Origin of the sequence: Puia sp. (genome assembly GCF_035546395.1) — a bacterium.
Lineage (GTDB): Bacteria > Bacteroidota > Bacteroidia > Chitinophagales > Chitinophagaceae > Puia.
Genome location: NZ_DASZXR010000018.1, coordinates 18,788 through 34,391 on the forward strand (window position 1 = coordinate 18,788; position 15,604 = coordinate 34,391).

Genomic DNA, 15,604 nt, shown 5'->3' on the forward strand with positions numbered 1-15,604 from the left:
TGGTTAATATCCTATCTCCCATCCGGTTACCACCCCGGCGCCCTCTTCGCGGCACCCCTACCTCACCACGATCACCGTCCCTTTCCTCTCCACCAACACCCCGCGGTAATCGATACCCGCGGCCATCCAAACAAAAGGAGTCGTGCCGGGTATGATTTGTCCCCCGGTGCTCCCATCCCAACCCACCGCCGGATCGGCCGTATAGAACACCCGCTGGCCCCATCGATTGAACACCGCAAAATATTTAAAGTCACGAATTCCCACCGGCCGGGCATGCAACACATCGTTATGCCCATCCCCGTTGGGCGAGAAAGCATTCGGCACGAAGATCCCCGCCACACTGTACACCTTGACCGATCGGAAACCCGTCGCCTCGCAACCCGCGGCGGTACTGGCAAGCACGGTATAGGTCACGCTCTCCTCCGGGCTCGCCACCGGGTTCCGAAGGGAAGCATCGCTAAGCCCCGTCACCGGTGTCCAGCTGAAATGGGTGAATCCGCTTCCATTCACATCGTCAACCTTCATCGGCACCGGCTGTCCGGCCAGGATACTCGTGTCATTCCCCAGCCAAACCGCAGGCGGCGGGGTCACCGCAATGACGACGGCATCGCTGTGAAGCGACGTGCAGCCCTTGTCGTCGGTCACCGACAGATAATAAGTGGTCGTGTGTAACGGATGCACAACAGTCGCATCCGGCGATGTAGCATCGCTTAGATAGGTCGCCGGTGTCCAACGATAGATCCCGCCTCCACTACCCTGCAGTTGAGCGGACTTCCCGTAACAAACAGTGTCATCCTTGCCGGCATTGGCCACCGGCGCCGGATTCACGCTTACCGTAACATCCGCCGTTTGCCGGCAGACACCCGTGCTTACCGTCAGGTGATACACCGTCGTCACGGCTGGACCCGCCACCGGGGTCAATACATTGCTATTGCTTAGCCCGTCGGCAGGGGTCCAGGCAAAATTTCCGGCGTTGGATACTGCAGCCAACTGTACCTGCTTGCCCTCGCAGATGGGCGCAGGCGTAGGAATAGAGGCAGTCAAATTATTAATGAGGTTCACCGTCGCCGTTCCGTTCACCGGGCAACCCCTCGCATCGACGACCATCACCTGGTGATCTCCCCATCCCACACCGCTAAAACGCCCATTCGTTCCCATCGCTCCCTGGTCGATCGAAAACTGGTACGGCGTCGTCCCACCGAGGCCACTTATCTCGATCACCCCGTCGTCATTCGCACAGGACGCGTCAAAAGTCCGTACCGCCATCGTCGGCGGCAGGATCGCAACAATCGACGCCGTCGCAACACCGGTGAATCCCTTTGCATCAACGATCTGCACCGTATAGCTCCCCGGCGCCAGCGAACCCAGCAACGGGTTCCCCTGCGTATGCGCGCCGGCATCGATCGAGTAGGAATAGGGGGCAGTCCCACCCGACACCTGCACCGCGATCTGCCCGTTATTCTGCCCGCAGCTCGCGTCCAACGGCGTCAATGTCCCCGTGATACAAACCCGCGCAAGCTGCACCTGGGCGCTACTCGTCAGCCCGTCCGCATCGCGGCACAGGATCGTATAGCTACCCGGCGCGAGCCCGGAAAACCCGCCCGTCTGCCAGCTCGTCCCGTTGTCTTTGGAATATTCGTAGGCCGGCCTGCCGCCGCTGGGCGTGACATCGATCGTCCCATCATCCGCGCCGCAACTCGCATCGCGGGAAGAAAGAGCCAGCCGCAGACAAGCCACGCCGACGGTAGCCGGTTGGGAACTAACACAGCCATTGGCATCCCGCACATATCCGGTATAGTCGCCGGTGGCGAGTGGGAAAACAGCCACCGGGCCATAATTGTTTCCATCGAGACTATAAGCAAGAGTCCCCGTCCCGCCGCTGGCCTGCAGCGTCAGCATTCCCCCCTGACCGTTACAATCCACCGGGTGCGGCGTCACCGCCAGGCTCGGCCCCGGCACATCCGTCAATGTCACCAGGATGCTCCTGGTCTTCCCATTCTGATCCTTTACCGACAGCGTATACGCCTGGGCCTGCAGACCCGTGAAATCCGGGAACGGCTGATACGACCCGCCGATGGAATAGGAATAAGGCGGAGTGCCGCCACTCGCGCTCGCATGGATCGCGCCGTTCGATCGACCACAACTGGTATTGGCCGGAATGGCCGATGCCTGCAAACAATTGTCGCCTACCGTCACCGTCGTCGATGCCGTAAACCCATCGGCATCCCGCACCCAGATCGTATAGGTTGCCGGCGCCAGTGGCGAGAAGGTCGGGCTGCTCTGGAAATTGACCCCATCCCGGGAGAACCCGTAAGGAGTTCTCCCACCGATACCCGTCGCGGTAATGCTACCGTCATTGTTTCCGCAATAAGCATCCGACGCCACAGCCGTTACCATGGGGCAGTTGTCTTTCACCTCGGGCGTCACCGATATAAGCGCGCCGGTTTGATCCCGCGCCCATACGGTATAGTTGCCCGGAGGCAATCCGGCAAAATGAGGACTCGATTGCCAGTTCAATCCATCGATGGAATACTCGAAAGGCCCCGTCCCATTGGTCACGGTCCCATCGATGAGGCCATTGCTCTGCCCGCAGTCCGCGTCCGTGACCGTAACCTGCAACCGGAAAAAGCAACCCGGGAAAAGATCATACCGAAAATAGCCGATCTTGCCCGTGTGATCCTTCACCCGGAAGTTGACCAGTCCCGGCCCCAGGTTGTAAAAGGTGCCGGTGCTCTGCCAGTTCACGCCATCGATGCTGTATTGGAACGGCCCCGTCAGCGCGCCATTGTCGATGGCCTCGAACTCCATCCAGCTGTCGTTGCCGCAGGCATAGCCTCCCAAGGCCCCTTTACCTGAGACACAACTGCCCCAGGGCCACCACAACCCATTGCTCTGGCAGCCATTGGCGTCTTTCACATAGAAATAATACCAACCCTGGCTGAATCCCGTAAACAAGGGCGAGGATTGCCAGTTGGCCAAATCCATGCTATACTGGTACGGCGGAGTACCGCCCGAAGCGCGCAGCGTGAGCGTCCCGTCCGTGCCGTCGCAGCCCGTGGGCTGTGTATAGGATGCTACATATACGGTCGGCTGCGAACCGATGTTCCCGACCGCGACCGTTTGACTGACGACCTGCCCCGAAGCATCCTTGACACTCACCGTGTGATTGGCCGGACCATTGGCCAGATGCAACGCGCTGCTCTGATATACGCCGCCGTCAAAAGAATAGGTATACGGCGCGTTTCCGCCGCTAGCATGCACCAGAAGGCTGCCGTTCGTACTGCCGCAATAAGAGTCCGCTTCGTCGACAGTCAGTGTGATGGTTCCGGAAAGGGTGTAATGGTGCTTCGCACCGGCCGGTGCATTGCTCACCCCCGGATAGGGCGCTGCCGGGGCCTGAACCTTTACCGGCGCCGCCGGATACTGGCCGACCGCTGCCCCCGGACTTCCCGCCCCGGCGTCTGCCGGCAGCGAGATCCTGATCGTCCCGGATCGGTACACCCGCTTCGGCCGCACCTGCGCAAAAATTGCGCTCGCACACAACAGCAATAAAGGCAGCAAAAAGGGAGATAAGGGGTTTCGCCTGGGCATACCGGCGAAAAATAATGCAAAGTATTGGGATTAGCAACCCGGTGCGCCGCACCAGCCTACACCCCCCAACGGCCCGGACTCTATAACTCCCTAACTTTATAGTACCAAAAAAAGCCGCCATGTTTGGAATGTCAAAACCGCGCACCATCGCAAGTATTCTATTGATACATCTCGCCGCCATTCACCTGCCCGCTCAATCCCCCTCGAAAGGTAACGATGCCGCAGAACGCAAATGGTGGAAAGAAGCGATAGTCTATCAAATCTATCCGCGCAGCTTCAAAGACGCCAACGGGGATGGCATCGGCGACCTGAAAGGGATCATTTCTAAATTGGACTATATAAAAAGCCTGGGTGTCACTGCCGTATGGCTCAATCCCATCTACGCCTCACCCAATGATGACAATGGCTACGACGTCAGCGACTACCGTGACATCATGAAAGAGTTTGGCACGATGGCCGATTTTGACAATATGCTGAAAGGGTTGCATGATCGCGGTATAAGACTGATCATGGACGTTGTGGTCAACCACAGCAGCGACGAACATGTATGGTTCCTGCGAAGCCGCAGTTCCCGCAATAACCCCTATCGGGAATATTATCACTGGTGGAACGCCGAAAACGGCAAACCACCCTATCGGTATAGCCTGTTTGACATAAATCACGACGCCTGGATGTACGATTCGGCCACCAACGCGTACTATTTACATTACTTTTCCCGCAAGCAACCTGATCTCAACTGGGAGAACCCCAAGGTACGGCAGGAGGTATACAGCGTCATGAAATTCTGGGCCGACAAGGGCATCGACGGATTTCGCCTGGATGCGTTTCAGTTTGCAGCAAAGGATACCACCTGGCCTGAATTCCCCAAGGGTTTCCAGAAGGACTTTATCAAATATTACGCAATGCAGGGCAATCTGCATGGCTATTTGCAGGAGATGAATAAAGAGGTGCTAAGCAAATATGACGTTATGAGCGTTGCCGAGGGGGCCGGGAACACGCTCGAGGATGCACACAACCTCGTTGACTCCAACCGCCATGAACTGAATATGGCTTACCCTTTTGATGGGGTGGATATTGCACGGCCCGAGGGCTACAGCCTGTCGCATTTTAAAGAAGTGTTTACCCGTTGGGACAAGGCTTTTGCTGAAAAGGGGTGGCTGTCTGTCTTCTTGTCGAACCATGACCAGGCCCGGCTGGTAAGCCGGTTTGGGAATGATCAACCTGAATATCGTGAACCGTCGGCCAAAATGCTGGCGACATTTATCTTAACCATGCGGGGCACCCCTTACTGGTACAATGGCGATGAGCTGGGGATGAGCAATGCCGGTTTTAGCGACATAAAAGACTACCGGGATGTTTCGGCCATGAATGAATATCGGCATTTAAAAAGCACCGGCGGCGACATGGCGGCCTTTATGAAAACGCTGCGCTTCAGCAGTCGCGACAACGGACGCACCCCTTTCCAATGGAACGACGCCCGCAATGCCGGCTTTACCACGGGTACCCCATGGATCAGCGTAAATCCCAATTACAAAACCATTAACGAAGCCGCACAGGACAAAGACCCCAACAGCTGTCTCAACTACTTCCGCCAGCTGACCAAACTGCGGAAAGACAACCTGGTGCTGGTCTATGGTAAATATACCTTGCTTGACAAAGACAATACTCAGGTGTATGCCTACACCCGCGAATGGCAGGGTAAAAAGATGCTCGTACTGCTCAATTTTTCTGACAAATCCGCACAAACGACAGCTCTGACAAACAATATACCGGTAAGACTGCTGCTGAATAACTATACAGAAGGTCCCACCCTAACCGCTGCCGGAGCCGGCTTAAAACCATACCAGGCGGTCGTGTACTCGATGGACGAATAGGCGGGAAAACTACCCCTGGCCGTTCCTCGCAACGATCTTCTTCCGCACCCGCTTATACCGCCCGGGCTTGATGGTCAACAGCCAGTCGGGAATCAACGAGAAGAAAGGCAATGCCGCATCCATGTCGCGCAACAGGGTATCCACGTGGTGGATCGTTCCCGGCATCGTACTGAGCCCGCTGGCGGAACCCTGTTGCCGGTACCGCGATCTCCATTGGATAAATTCGGTCCCCGCCTTCACAATCTCCGCCTGGCTCGGCCGATGCACACGTCCCTTCAGATATTCGCATACCCACAGGGCGCCAAATTCGGATGAGATGGGACACTGAATAGAGGTATTGTAGCCGACAAAGGCGAACTTCGGGATACCGGCGGGCAGGATATGCCGGTACAAAATATAATTGCCCTTGCTGTCGGTCAGTTGCTCCTTATACCGGTCGGGCAGGAAGGGGATCGATTGCCGGAAACCCGTGGCAAAAATTACCATATCGCAGTCGATCGTCTCCCCGCTGGTCAGCGTGGCCAGCTTCCCGTCGAAGGAGGCGATCTCACCCTTCCAGGGTACGATCTTCCCTCTTGCGATCTTATCATAAAATCCCGGGGTTTCCAGGTTGATCTCGCCAAAGGCCTGCTCCTGGATCCTTGAGGTCGGGCGGAGACCCATTTGGTCCAGCCCATGCTTCCGTGTCGTATAGTTCTCCATGAAAGAAAGCATTCTCCCCGCCAGGCCGATCTTATGGATAAACCGTTCCATGAAGTTATGCTGCTCGGGCTTTACAAGGGCCTCGCCCAGCCGGTTCAGGATGAGATATTTCATATTGATCCCCTTTATGAAACGAGGGATCTTCCATTTCGCCTCGCGGTAGACGATATTCGTGGTGCGCGCGGTCGCTTCGGCGGCGGTCACGATATCGCTGGCCGACTTGCTGAATCCGACTACGATCAATCGCTTGTCCCTGCATTCCTCCGTCGACCGGAATTCCGTGCTGTGATACACCCGGCCACCTGCCTCGACAAAGCTCTTCAACCCGGGGATCTCAGGGATGAACGGGTCGGAGAACGTCCCATTGCTCACGATCAAAAAATCAACCGCTTCTTCAAACAAGCCGCGTTTGTTGATGCCCTTTACTATCCATTTATTATTCCTGAAATCTACCTGGGTAACCGTATGCGAAAGCCGGATATCGGGAAGCACGTCGAACTTCTTCGCATAGGCCATCAAATAGGATTGTACCTGTTCGCCGCTGGGCCAGGCCGGAAAATGTCCCGGCATGGGGAAGTCTGAGAAGTAATAAGTGTCCTTTGTGTTCTGGGTGGTGACTCCCGGATACCGCCGCGAGGAGGCCCAAACGCCTCCCGGCTCGCTGTCCTTTTCAAATACTTTGACGAAATAACCGTATTCCCGGCAGGTCCTGGCCGCTACCAGTCCGCTCACCCCGGCGCCGATGATCCCGATCGTTTGAACGTCTTCCATGCGTGCGATGTGCTTTTTCGTTTAGGTCTTTTGACTCAACCGCGAAAATAGTCCGGCCGAAACATCGCTACAGCCCCTTTCTCACCAACGGCGGCTCCGGATTTACTACCGGCGGCGATCATCCCGCCAGCGCATCCCGCACAAACCGGTCGACCTCCTCCTTCGTGTTGTCGAAGGAGAACATGAACCGGGCCTCACTCCTCTCTTCATTCCACCAATAAAAATACGCGATGCCCTGCAGTCGCCGGTACAACTCCGCCGGCATCCGGACAAACACAGCATTGGTCTGGACCGGCTGGGTGATGGACAAGCCCCCGGTACCCCCGACACCATCAACGCCGCTGCCGCCCCCGACGCTCCCGACGCTCGCGACGCCCCCGATGCCATCGATGCGGGCGATCTGCCGGGCAAAATACTGCGCAAGCTCGTTGGTATGCCGCGCGATGCCCCGCCAGAGCCCGTCGCGCAGCAGGCATTCGAATTGCGCCGCGATGAACCGGTTCTTCGATGCCAGCTGCATGCTTCTTTTCAAATGATAGACATAGGCATTCCCCGCCGGAGGATGAAAAAAGACTACCGCCTCGCCAAATAGCATCCCGGTCTTTGTGCCCCCCACCGTGAGTACGTCGATCCCGGCGTCCCGGCAGAGGTCTTTCAGGGACGTATTCAGATGGATCGCCGCATTGAATAACCGCGCACCATCCACATGCAGCAGCAGTTGTTGTTCCCGGCAAACGGCTTTGATGGCCCGCAGCTCCGCCGGGGTATACACCGTTCCGTATTCGGTAGGCTGCGACAGCGTGACCGCCCCCGGTTGCGGATGGTGGACGTCCCCACGCCGTTTGATGCTGCGCCGCAAGCCCGCGGCATCCATCTTCCCGTTCACGGAGGGTACGGCATACAGCCGGCAGCCGGTAACGGTTTCCGTTGCCGTGGACTCATCCACATAAAGATGCGCTACATCGGTGCAGAAGATGGATTGGTGCCGCTGCAGGACGGCGCTTAACCCGAAGTTGTTGGCCCCCGTCCCGTTGAACGCGAAATACACCTCGATATCCTCCCCAAAGCTCTGCCTGAACTGCTCCACCGCGCTCCGGGTAATGGCGTCGTTACCATAGGAAGGGCAAACCCCCTCATTGGCGGCGATCAGGGCCTTCAGCAACTCCCCCTGCACACCGGCGAAATTCTCGCTGGCGAAATTGATTTTCGGTCGTTCCATGGTCGTTATTTTAATTGCCGTCTCAAATATCCAAGCGCCGTATTCAAAATAACATCCCCGTCTTTGGCCGCGCTTTGTCCCCTCACATCGACGGTGATGGCCGGTTCGAACAGCTCCCTCGGCGTCCCGTCGACATGATAGAGCCGTTCGGTGGCAATGTTGAAACCGATCTTCGTAACGGGCAGCTCGAATCCATCGACCGCCCCATTCAACCTCGCCAGCTCCGTACCGATGACGGTGGCCCGCTTCATGCCGTCAAAAGCAATGGTGATCCCCTCGGCGATACTACCCGTCCAATGATCGGCGAGCACAACCACCCGCCCGGTGTAGCAAATGCCCCTCGGCGAAACGATCTCTTCCCAGCTCCTTTTCACCCCGGTGGCCTTCTCTTCGGCATAGAGTTCATGCTTCTGGTAAAAATGATCTTTGCGGATAAACCTGCCCAGGATCGCTCTCGCCACCGTCGTATTGCCACCGCTGGGCGTCTCCCGGAGATCGATCATCAGCGCAGGCTTGTCAAGCATCCCGTTCAGCACGCTGTCGAATCGCGCGATGAGGTTGTTGTCGTAGAGGAAATTGTTGATCCTGATATACCCGATCGGTCCATAGCTCGCGGACTCCACCCAGGCGGGATACTGCACATCCTCCAGTAGTAACCCGTCCTTGTCCGGGTAATAGTCCGCCGTCGCCCCGCCGGACTTCAGGGTCATCTTCCGTGCATGGACATGATCGCCCGCCATTAACAGTCGCAACGCAAAGCTGCGGGACTCTCTATTGACGGTATGGGGAAGAAAGGGAAGGATCGCCTGGTTCACCGGCACATCGTCGACCGCGACGATCTCCATCCCGGCCCGGATGCCCACCCGCCCGGCGCCGAAACCTTTCCGGACCTCCCTGACAACCGCCTTTTCGCCCTCCCACTCCGCCCAGATATCCGCCCCTGTCGGTACCAACCGCCGCGAGAATGGATTGCGGGTCCTCAGGGTGCAGTGATGATCATAGAGCTCATACAATGCATCCTCCAAAAGCGCGATAAAAGATTCCCGGGTGGTCACGGTGTCGATGCGGGGACGATAGAATTCCCTGATGCGATTCCAGTCGATCTTCTTTTTTTGGAAGTAACAGTAGTTGTCGTTCACGGTCTGCCAGAACCATTGAAAGTCCTCCTTGTATTGGGCCGTGGTAAAGCTCTGGGGATGGGCGGCCAAGGCTGCCAACAGGCAGAAGACCAGCGCGGCGTTTTTCATTGTCGGGTTATTTTATACTCAAAATTACCCCCGCGTCCGCGCGGCCGGTTGTAAGATATTGCAGTACTTAAAGAGACTGGATATAGGCGCCGGGGCTGACGCCGGTGAATTTCTTGAAGTGATTGCTGAAGTGAGCCGCGTCATAGAACCCCAGGTCGATCGCGATCGTCAGCAGGTCATGGCCTTTGTCCAACAGGCTCTTGCTCCTTTCTATTCGTTTGAAGATAAAGTAATTATTGGGAGTAAGACCCGTCTGGTCCTTGAACAGGCGAAGGAATTTGTATTTGTCCATTCCAAACCGCACCGCCGCTGCCTCCAGCGAGAATTTGGCCGGGTTGACTTCGGCCAGCAATTCCTGGAAAAGCCGCCCCGTTCGCAGGTTCTCAGCGGCCGGCCGGTCCGATCCGTATCGGCGGGCCAGTTCGCAAAAGGGATAACGGATAGCCTCTTCGGAAGGAAGAACGCCGGAACCGCCGATGCAAAGGGATAGGTCGTGCAGCCCGGCGAATAATGCTGCGTCCCCGATCACCTTGCTATTGAAGACAACGGCGCGGCCCCCGTTGCAATGGGTAATAAAGTCCGCCGGCAGGTAAAAAGTAAAAAAGGAAACCCGGCTTCGCTTGTCACAAGGGTTGGCATGGATCTCCCGCGGATTGGTCACCATGATGCTTCCGGCGGTGGCCGCTATTTCCCGGCCGTCGATCTTCGCGGGGAATATACCTTCATAGATCAGGGAAACATTGAAGGTATCGTGGTAGTGGGCGGGAAAGGATGTGCCGTGACCGGCGGCGTAAAGCGCCTCCACATCGCCGAACAGGGGGATCCTGTAATATTTGGACAAGCTATCTTTCATCGGGAAGCCCGGTAAAGATAGCCTTATTTGTCCTAATGCGCCTCCAGCTCCACCCGGGGCGCCGCAGAGGCCGCCGGCGAGCCCGCCGTCGCCGCGGTCCCAACCGGACCCGAAGGTCCCCCCGCACCCGCCGCCTTTTTCTTCCGCCGCACCGTCACCAACACCAGGAAGATGCAAGCCCCATTCAGGATGGCCAGCAACCGGAACGCATCCATATAAGAGATCAGGTAGGTCTGCCGCACCACCGTCCCCTCGAGCGCCGCCAACGCCTGCCGCCCCGCCTCATAAAGACTCGTCGCCGTCGCGGCAAAATGATCCGTCGCCTGCCGCAGGCGCGTCTGCGTCGGCAGATCGTAAGAACTCAGATGCGCCACAAGGCTCGTCCGGTTATACGCCACCCGGTGCGCCACATAGGTATTGATCAGCGCGATCCCAAACGACCCGCCCATCTGCCGCATCATATTGTTCAGCGCCGCCCCCTGCGGGATATCCTTCGGCTGCAGCTCCGACACCGCCAGCGCCGTCAATGGAACGATCAGCAGGGCCGCGCCCAACGCGCGATACACGAGCGGCCACCAAAACTGGGTCGACCCCGATTCCAGGTTCGAATGCGATATCTGCCAGGTGAACAACGCCGTAAACCCAAACCCCAGCATCACCAGCCACTGCGGCCGCACGCCCTTCTGCATCAGTTTGCCAAGGAAGGGCGAGATAGCCGCCCCCATCAATACCCCCGGCATGATCATCAGGCCCGTCTGAAACGCCGTATATCCCAATATCCGCTGGGCCAGCAACGGGAATACATAGATCGCGCTGAAAAGCCCAAAGCCCAGGACAAAGGTCATCAGCGCGGAAACCGACAGGGTAACGCTGCGGAGCACCCGCAGGTTGACCACCGGGAATGGCGCACGCAGCTGCCACCACACAAAAAAGGTCAGGGATAGCGCCGACAGCACCGTCAGCACGATGATATAGTTCGCCGCAAACCAGTCATCCGTTTCGCCCCGCTCCAGCACCACCTGCAATGCCCCCACACCCAGCGCCAGCAAACCGATGCCCGCCCAGTCAATGGGTTTCCCATCCCGCGAAGGCTTCGACGGACGCAGGTACCGGACACAAAGAATGGTCGCCAGAATGCCGATCGGCACATTCACGAAGAAGATCCACGGCCACGACGCGTTGTCCACAATGTAGCCGCCCATAACCGGACCGATCGACGGGCCGATGATGACGCCCAATGCGAAGATGCCGCTTGCCATCGCGCGGTCCTTCGGCGGAAAGGTCTCGAACAAAATAGCCTGCGAGGTAGACAACAAGGCGCCCCCGCCAAGCCCCTGCAGGAACCGGAATGCCACCAGCTCCCAAAGATTGGAAGAGAGCCCGCACATCGCCGACGTCACAGTAAAAAGAATGATGGAACCGATATAGTACTGCTTGCGACCGATCTTCTCGGCCAAAAAACTCGTCATAGGGATCACGATCACATTCGCTATCGCGTAAGATGTAATGACCCACGCAGTATCCTCGAGCGAAGCGGCCAGGTTGCCGCTCATCGTATTGATGGACACATTCACGATGGTCGTGTCTATAAGTTCAATGATCGCCGAAATAATAACCGTGACGGTTATGATCCATTTTCGAAAGCCGGTCTCCATAACTTTTTCCCTTTTGTTTGCGCAAGCCGATCGTCTTGCAAAGGAAAAAAGATACTTCGACTATAAATTGTCCATCCGGCCAAAAAAACTGTCGAATCCGCCAGGGCGGTTGGCGCAGCCCTACGCCTGCCCCAACTGCCACCGCTTCGGCTTCACCTTATACGCCCGCTCAAACAACCGCGAGAAATGCCCGATATTCGTAAACCCCAGCTCATACCCCACCTCTTTGACCGTCCGGCCGCTCTCTGCCAGCAACTCCCGCGCCTTCTCCAACCGCGCATGCTGAAAATACTGGTAGACGCTCACCCCAAAAACCTCCCGGAAAGAGGTCTTCAGCTGCGACTCGCTCATCAACACCGCCCGCGCCAACGCCGCAAGCGTAGGCGGCGTCGCCAGGTCCTCCGTCAGCAGCTGCCGCGCCTTGAACACCTTCGCGATCTCCTCGGGATTCGGACTCCGAACGGGCGCACCCGTACGCTTATTGAGTTGCTCCATCAACAGGTACACCAGCTGCTGCGCCCGTACCTGGTAAAACAAACGCTGCAGGTTTGTCGCCTCCGGCGGAGTACGCAGTTCCGCCAGCACCGCCCGCATCCCAGCCGTCAGCGGCTCATGCAGGAAAAAAGACCCATCCTGCCGCAACAACTCCTCCGGGAACACCTCCGTCGACGCATCCCCCGCCAGCAGGTCCGCGAGCCGCCGCCGGTCGATGCGCATACAAACCACGTCCCGCTGCGTATGCGCAGGGAATTCCAGCACCGCATTGATCGGCTGCGTATATACGTTCGCCCCCTGGTCATAGACAAACTCCGTACCCTGGATATTGGCCGTATGCGGCACCGCCAGTTCGTAAAAGACGACGTAAACGCTCTCGAACAATTCCTCCGTCGCCCGCTTGATCACTTGCAACGGCGCATTGAGCTGGTAAGATTGGAAATTGACATGAAAACCGTCCGAGATAGCCATCGACACCAGCCGGCCCTCGCCGATGGACGCGGGCACTTCCAGATTCCGGTACCCCGCCTTAAAGCCAATGGCGTCCTCGAATATGTCCATCCACGGGTCCCGCGGGTTCGCCTTTATCTTGTAGTGGATCAGCATAGCAAAATTTTAGCACGCAACAGGTAACGTAACAACCAAAGCGCAATATCGTTCACGCCCTGTATCATAATCGCACAGCGCCCAAACCAGGCAACAGTCTAACCTACTGTCCACCAACACCGTACCACTCCGGCACCATCTTCGCAAACAAAACCCCAAGCAAAGCCACGTCGCATGTTCAAAAATTATTTCCTCCTCGCCGTCCGCCACCTCCGCAAGAACCGGGGCTATACCGCCATCAACATCGCCGGCCTCTCCATCGGCATGGCCATCGCCCTCGTTATCGGCCTCTGGATCACCGACGAGGTCAGCTTCGACCACTATGCCCCCGACCATAAAAGACTCGCCGTGGGCATGCTCCATACGCACCTCAACAACGCCAGCAGATCGTCGGATTTCTACACCGACAACACCGTCATGCAACCCCTCGGCAAAGCCTATGCCACCCAATACAAAGATCTTTTCACCCATGTCGCCGCGACCGATTTCAACAGCGGCAGCCATCTGTTCAACTATGGCGACAAGACCGTCAGCGGCATCGCTATTACCGCCCAGGCCGATCTCCCCGTCCTATTCGGCTTCCGGATGTTGAACGGCAGCGCCGGCGCCACAAAGGACCCGTCCACCGTCCTCATCGCCCGGTCGCTCGCCACCGCCCTCTTCGGCAAAGAGGATCCCGTCGGCAAGACCGTCAAAATGGACAACTCCCTGACCTATCGCGTCGGCGGCACCTATTCCGATCTCCCGGCCAACACCAGCTTCCATGGCCTTCAGGCCGTTCTCCCCTGGGACAATAACGCCAACGGCTACCGCCGCGATAACACCAACTGGCAGGACCACAACGGCCATCTATACGTTGAACTGGCCCCCGGAGTCACCGCCGAACAGGCCACCGCCCGGATAAAGGACTTGCCCACCCAATACTTCAAAGACTATCACGAAGAAGCTTTTATCTATCCCCTCGATAAGGCTTATCTCTATAATAATTTTACCATGAATAAGCCGGACGGCGGCCGCATCACCATGGTCTGGCTCTTCGGCATCATCGGCGCCTTCGTCCTGCTCCTGGCCTGCATCAACTTCATGAACCTCTCCACGGCCCGCAGCGAAAAGCGCGCAAGAGAGGTCGGCATCCGCAAAACCATCGGCTCGCTCCGCACCCAGTTGATCACCCAGTTCCTCAGCGAATCGGTCCTGCTGGCCCTCGTGTCCCTGGTCATCGCCCTGCTCCTCGTCGTCGTCTCCCTGCCCTTCTTCAACAGGCTCGCCGCCAAGGAAATGTCGATTCCCTGGACAAGTCCCCTATTCATAACCGGCATCCTCGTCTTCACCTTTTTCACCGGCCTCCTCGCAGGCTCCTATCCTGCCTTCTATCTCTCCGCCTTTAAGCCCGTTAAAGTCCTCAAAGGCACTTTCAAGACCGGTAAGAAAGGTTCCCTGCCGAGGCAGGTCCTCGTCGTCCTCCAGTTCACCGTTTCGTTGACCCTCATCATCGGCACCACCATCGTTTTCCGCCAGATCCTGTTCACAAAGGACCGCCCCGTCGGCTACACCCGCGAAGGTCTCTTCACAGTGGACATGAACACCCCGGACATCAACGATCACTATGAAGCCCTTCGCACCGCGCTTATCCAAAATGGACTCGCGGCCAACGTCGCGGCCTCCAACATGAAGCCCACGGCCTTCAACAACGGCAACAGCCTGGACTGGGCCGGCAAACGCCCCGACCAAAATACCATCGGCTTCAATAACGTCAATATCACCCCCGATTACGGTAAGACCATCGGGTGGACCATCACCCGCGGCCGCGATATGTCCCGCGACTTCGCCACCGACAGCAACGCCGCGATCCTCAATGAAAAAGCCGTCCGATCCATCGGCTTCAAAGATCCCATCGGCAAGGTCGTAAAACTCTTCGGCAAGCCCTACACCGTCGTCGGGGTCGCCGCCGACATGGTCGCCAACAGCGCCTATGACAGCATCGACAACGCGATCTTTGTCGGTGGCGGTTACACCGGGGTAATGATCGTCCGGATCAAGCCCGGCTCCAATCCCCACACCGCCCTGGCCCAAATGGAGCCAATCTTCAGAAAATACAACCCAACCAGCCCCTTCATTTATCATTTCGTCGACGAAGCCTACGCGCAGAAATTCGAAGGCGAAGAACGCATCGGCAACCTGGCCGCCGTCTTCACCGGCCTGGCCATCTTCATCTCCTGCCTGGGCCTCTTCGGACTCGCCGCCTTCGTCGCCGAACAACGCACCAAAGAGATCGGCGTCCGCAAGGTCCTCGGCGCCCGCGTTTTCAACCTCTGGGGCCTCCTGTCGAAAGACTTTCTCAAACTAACGGCCCTGTCCATCCTCATCGCCGTACCTCTTGCCTATTATGGAATGAACCGATGGATACAGACCTACTACTACCGCGCACCCCTGTCCTGGTGGATCTTTGCCGCCGCCGGTATCGGCCTCATCGCGATCACCCTCGCAACCGTCAGTTATCAGTCCCTGAAGGCCGCCTTCATGAATCCCGTGAAAAGTTTACGATCCGAATAATGCAACATTATCACGGTGCCCTTGTCCTTGACAAGGAC

General features: G+C 57.5%; 9 protein-coding genes. 2 read left to right on the forward strand and 7 right to left on the reverse strand.

The annotated features are described in order from the left end of the window. Window positions 1–57: 57 nt before the first annotated feature. Window positions 58–3,591 carry a gliding motility-associated C-terminal domain-containing protein gene (locus VHE34_RS25590; protein ID WP_325593285.1) on the reverse strand — a complete coding sequence of 1,178 codons (3,534 nt, stop codon included), beginning with the start codon at window positions 3,589–3,591 and terminating at the stop codon, window positions 58–60. A 128-nt stretch (window positions 3,592–3,719) separates the two neighbouring features. Here VHE34_RS25590 and VHE34_RS25595 point away from each other — a divergent pair, with 128 nt between their 5' ends. Next, window positions 3,720–5,465 carry an alpha-glucosidase gene (locus VHE34_RS25595; RefSeq protein WP_325593287.1) on the forward strand — a complete coding sequence of 582 codons (1,746 nt, stop codon included), beginning with the start codon at window positions 3,720–3,722 and terminating at the stop codon, window positions 5,463–5,465. Window positions 5,466–5,474: 9 nt separating this feature from the next. Here VHE34_RS25595 and VHE34_RS25600 read toward each other — a convergent pair whose 3' ends face one another. From VHE34_RS25600 to VHE34_RS25625, 6 genes are all read right to left on the reverse strand, one after another. Beyond that, complete coding sequence (locus VHE34_RS25600; RefSeq protein ID WP_325593289.1) at window positions 5,475–6,938, reverse strand: flavin-containing monooxygenase; 1,464 nt, start codon at window positions 6,936–6,938, stop codon at window positions 5,475–5,477. Between the two features lie 118 nt (window positions 6,939–7,056). Beyond that, complete coding sequence (locus VHE34_RS25605) at window positions 7,057–8,157, reverse strand: threonine aldolase family protein (protein ID WP_325593291.1); 1,101 nt, start codon at window positions 8,155–8,157, stop codon at window positions 7,057–7,059. 5 nt (window positions 8,158–8,162) lie between these two features. After that, entirely contained in the window at window positions 8,163–9,404 is a 1,242-nt protein-coding gene (locus VHE34_RS25610) for a S41 family peptidase (RefSeq protein ID WP_325593292.1), read from the reverse strand. Window positions 9,405–9,471: 67 nt separating this feature from the next. Then, window positions 9,472–10,257 (reverse strand): AraC family transcriptional regulator, encoded by a 786-nt coding sequence (locus VHE34_RS25615; protein WP_325593294.1) that lies wholly within the window; start codon window positions 10,255–10,257, stop codon window positions 9,472–9,474. Between the two features lie 32 nt (window positions 10,258–10,289). Continuing rightward, window positions 10,290–11,912 carry a DHA2 family efflux MFS transporter permease subunit gene (locus VHE34_RS25620; RefSeq protein WP_325593296.1) on the reverse strand — a complete coding sequence of 541 codons (1,623 nt, stop codon included), beginning with the start codon at window positions 11,910–11,912 and terminating at the stop codon, window positions 10,290–10,292. A gap of 120 nt (window positions 11,913–12,032) precedes the next feature. Beyond that, window positions 12,033–13,013 (reverse strand): AraC family transcriptional regulator, encoded by a 981-nt coding sequence (locus tag VHE34_RS25625; RefSeq protein WP_325593298.1) that lies wholly within the window; start codon window positions 13,011–13,013, stop codon window positions 12,033–12,035. A gap of 174 nt (window positions 13,014–13,187) precedes the next feature. Here VHE34_RS25625 and VHE34_RS25630 point away from each other — a divergent pair, with 174 nt between their 5' ends. Continuing rightward, window positions 13,188–15,566 (forward strand): ABC transporter permease, encoded by a 2,379-nt coding sequence (locus tag VHE34_RS25630; RefSeq protein ID WP_325593300.1) that lies wholly within the window; start codon window positions 13,188–13,190, stop codon window positions 15,564–15,566. The last annotated feature ends 38 nt before the right edge of the window (window positions 15,567–15,604 follow it).

Bases quoted from the DNA above. Each gene is read 5' to 3' on its own strand.
- VHE34_RS25590 (WP_325593285.1), bottom strand. From the start codon at position 3,591: ATGCCCAGGCGAAACCCCTTATCTCCCTTTTTGCTGCCTTTATTGCTG.
- VHE34_RS25595 (WP_325593287.1), top strand. From the start codon at position 3,720: ATGTCAAAACCGCGCACCATCGCAAGTATTCTATTGATACATCTCGCC.
- VHE34_RS25600 (WP_325593289.1), bottom strand. From the start codon at position 6,938: ATGGAAGACGTTCAAACGATCGGGATCATCGGCGCCGGGGTGAGCGGA.
- VHE34_RS25605 (WP_325593291.1), bottom strand. From the start codon at position 8,157: ATGGAACGACCGAAAATCAATTTCGCCAGCGAGAATTTCGCCGGTGTG.
- VHE34_RS25610 (WP_325593292.1), bottom strand. From the start codon at position 9,404: ATGAAAAACGCCGCGCTGGTCTTCTGCCTGTTGGCAGCCTTGGCCGCC.
- VHE34_RS25615 (WP_325593294.1), bottom strand. From the start codon at position 10,257: ATGAAAGATAGCTTGTCCAAATATTACAGGATCCCCCTGTTCGGCGAT.
- VHE34_RS25620 (WP_325593296.1), bottom strand. From the start codon at position 11,912: ATGGAGACCGGCTTTCGAAAATGGATCATAACCGTCACGGTTATTATT.
- VHE34_RS25625 (WP_325593298.1), bottom strand. From the start codon at position 13,013: ATGCTGATCCACTACAAGATAAAGGCGAACCCGCGGGACCCGTGGATG.
- VHE34_RS25630 (WP_325593300.1), top strand. From the start codon at position 13,188: ATGTTCAAAAATTATTTCCTCCTCGCCGTCCGCCACCTCCGCAAGAAC.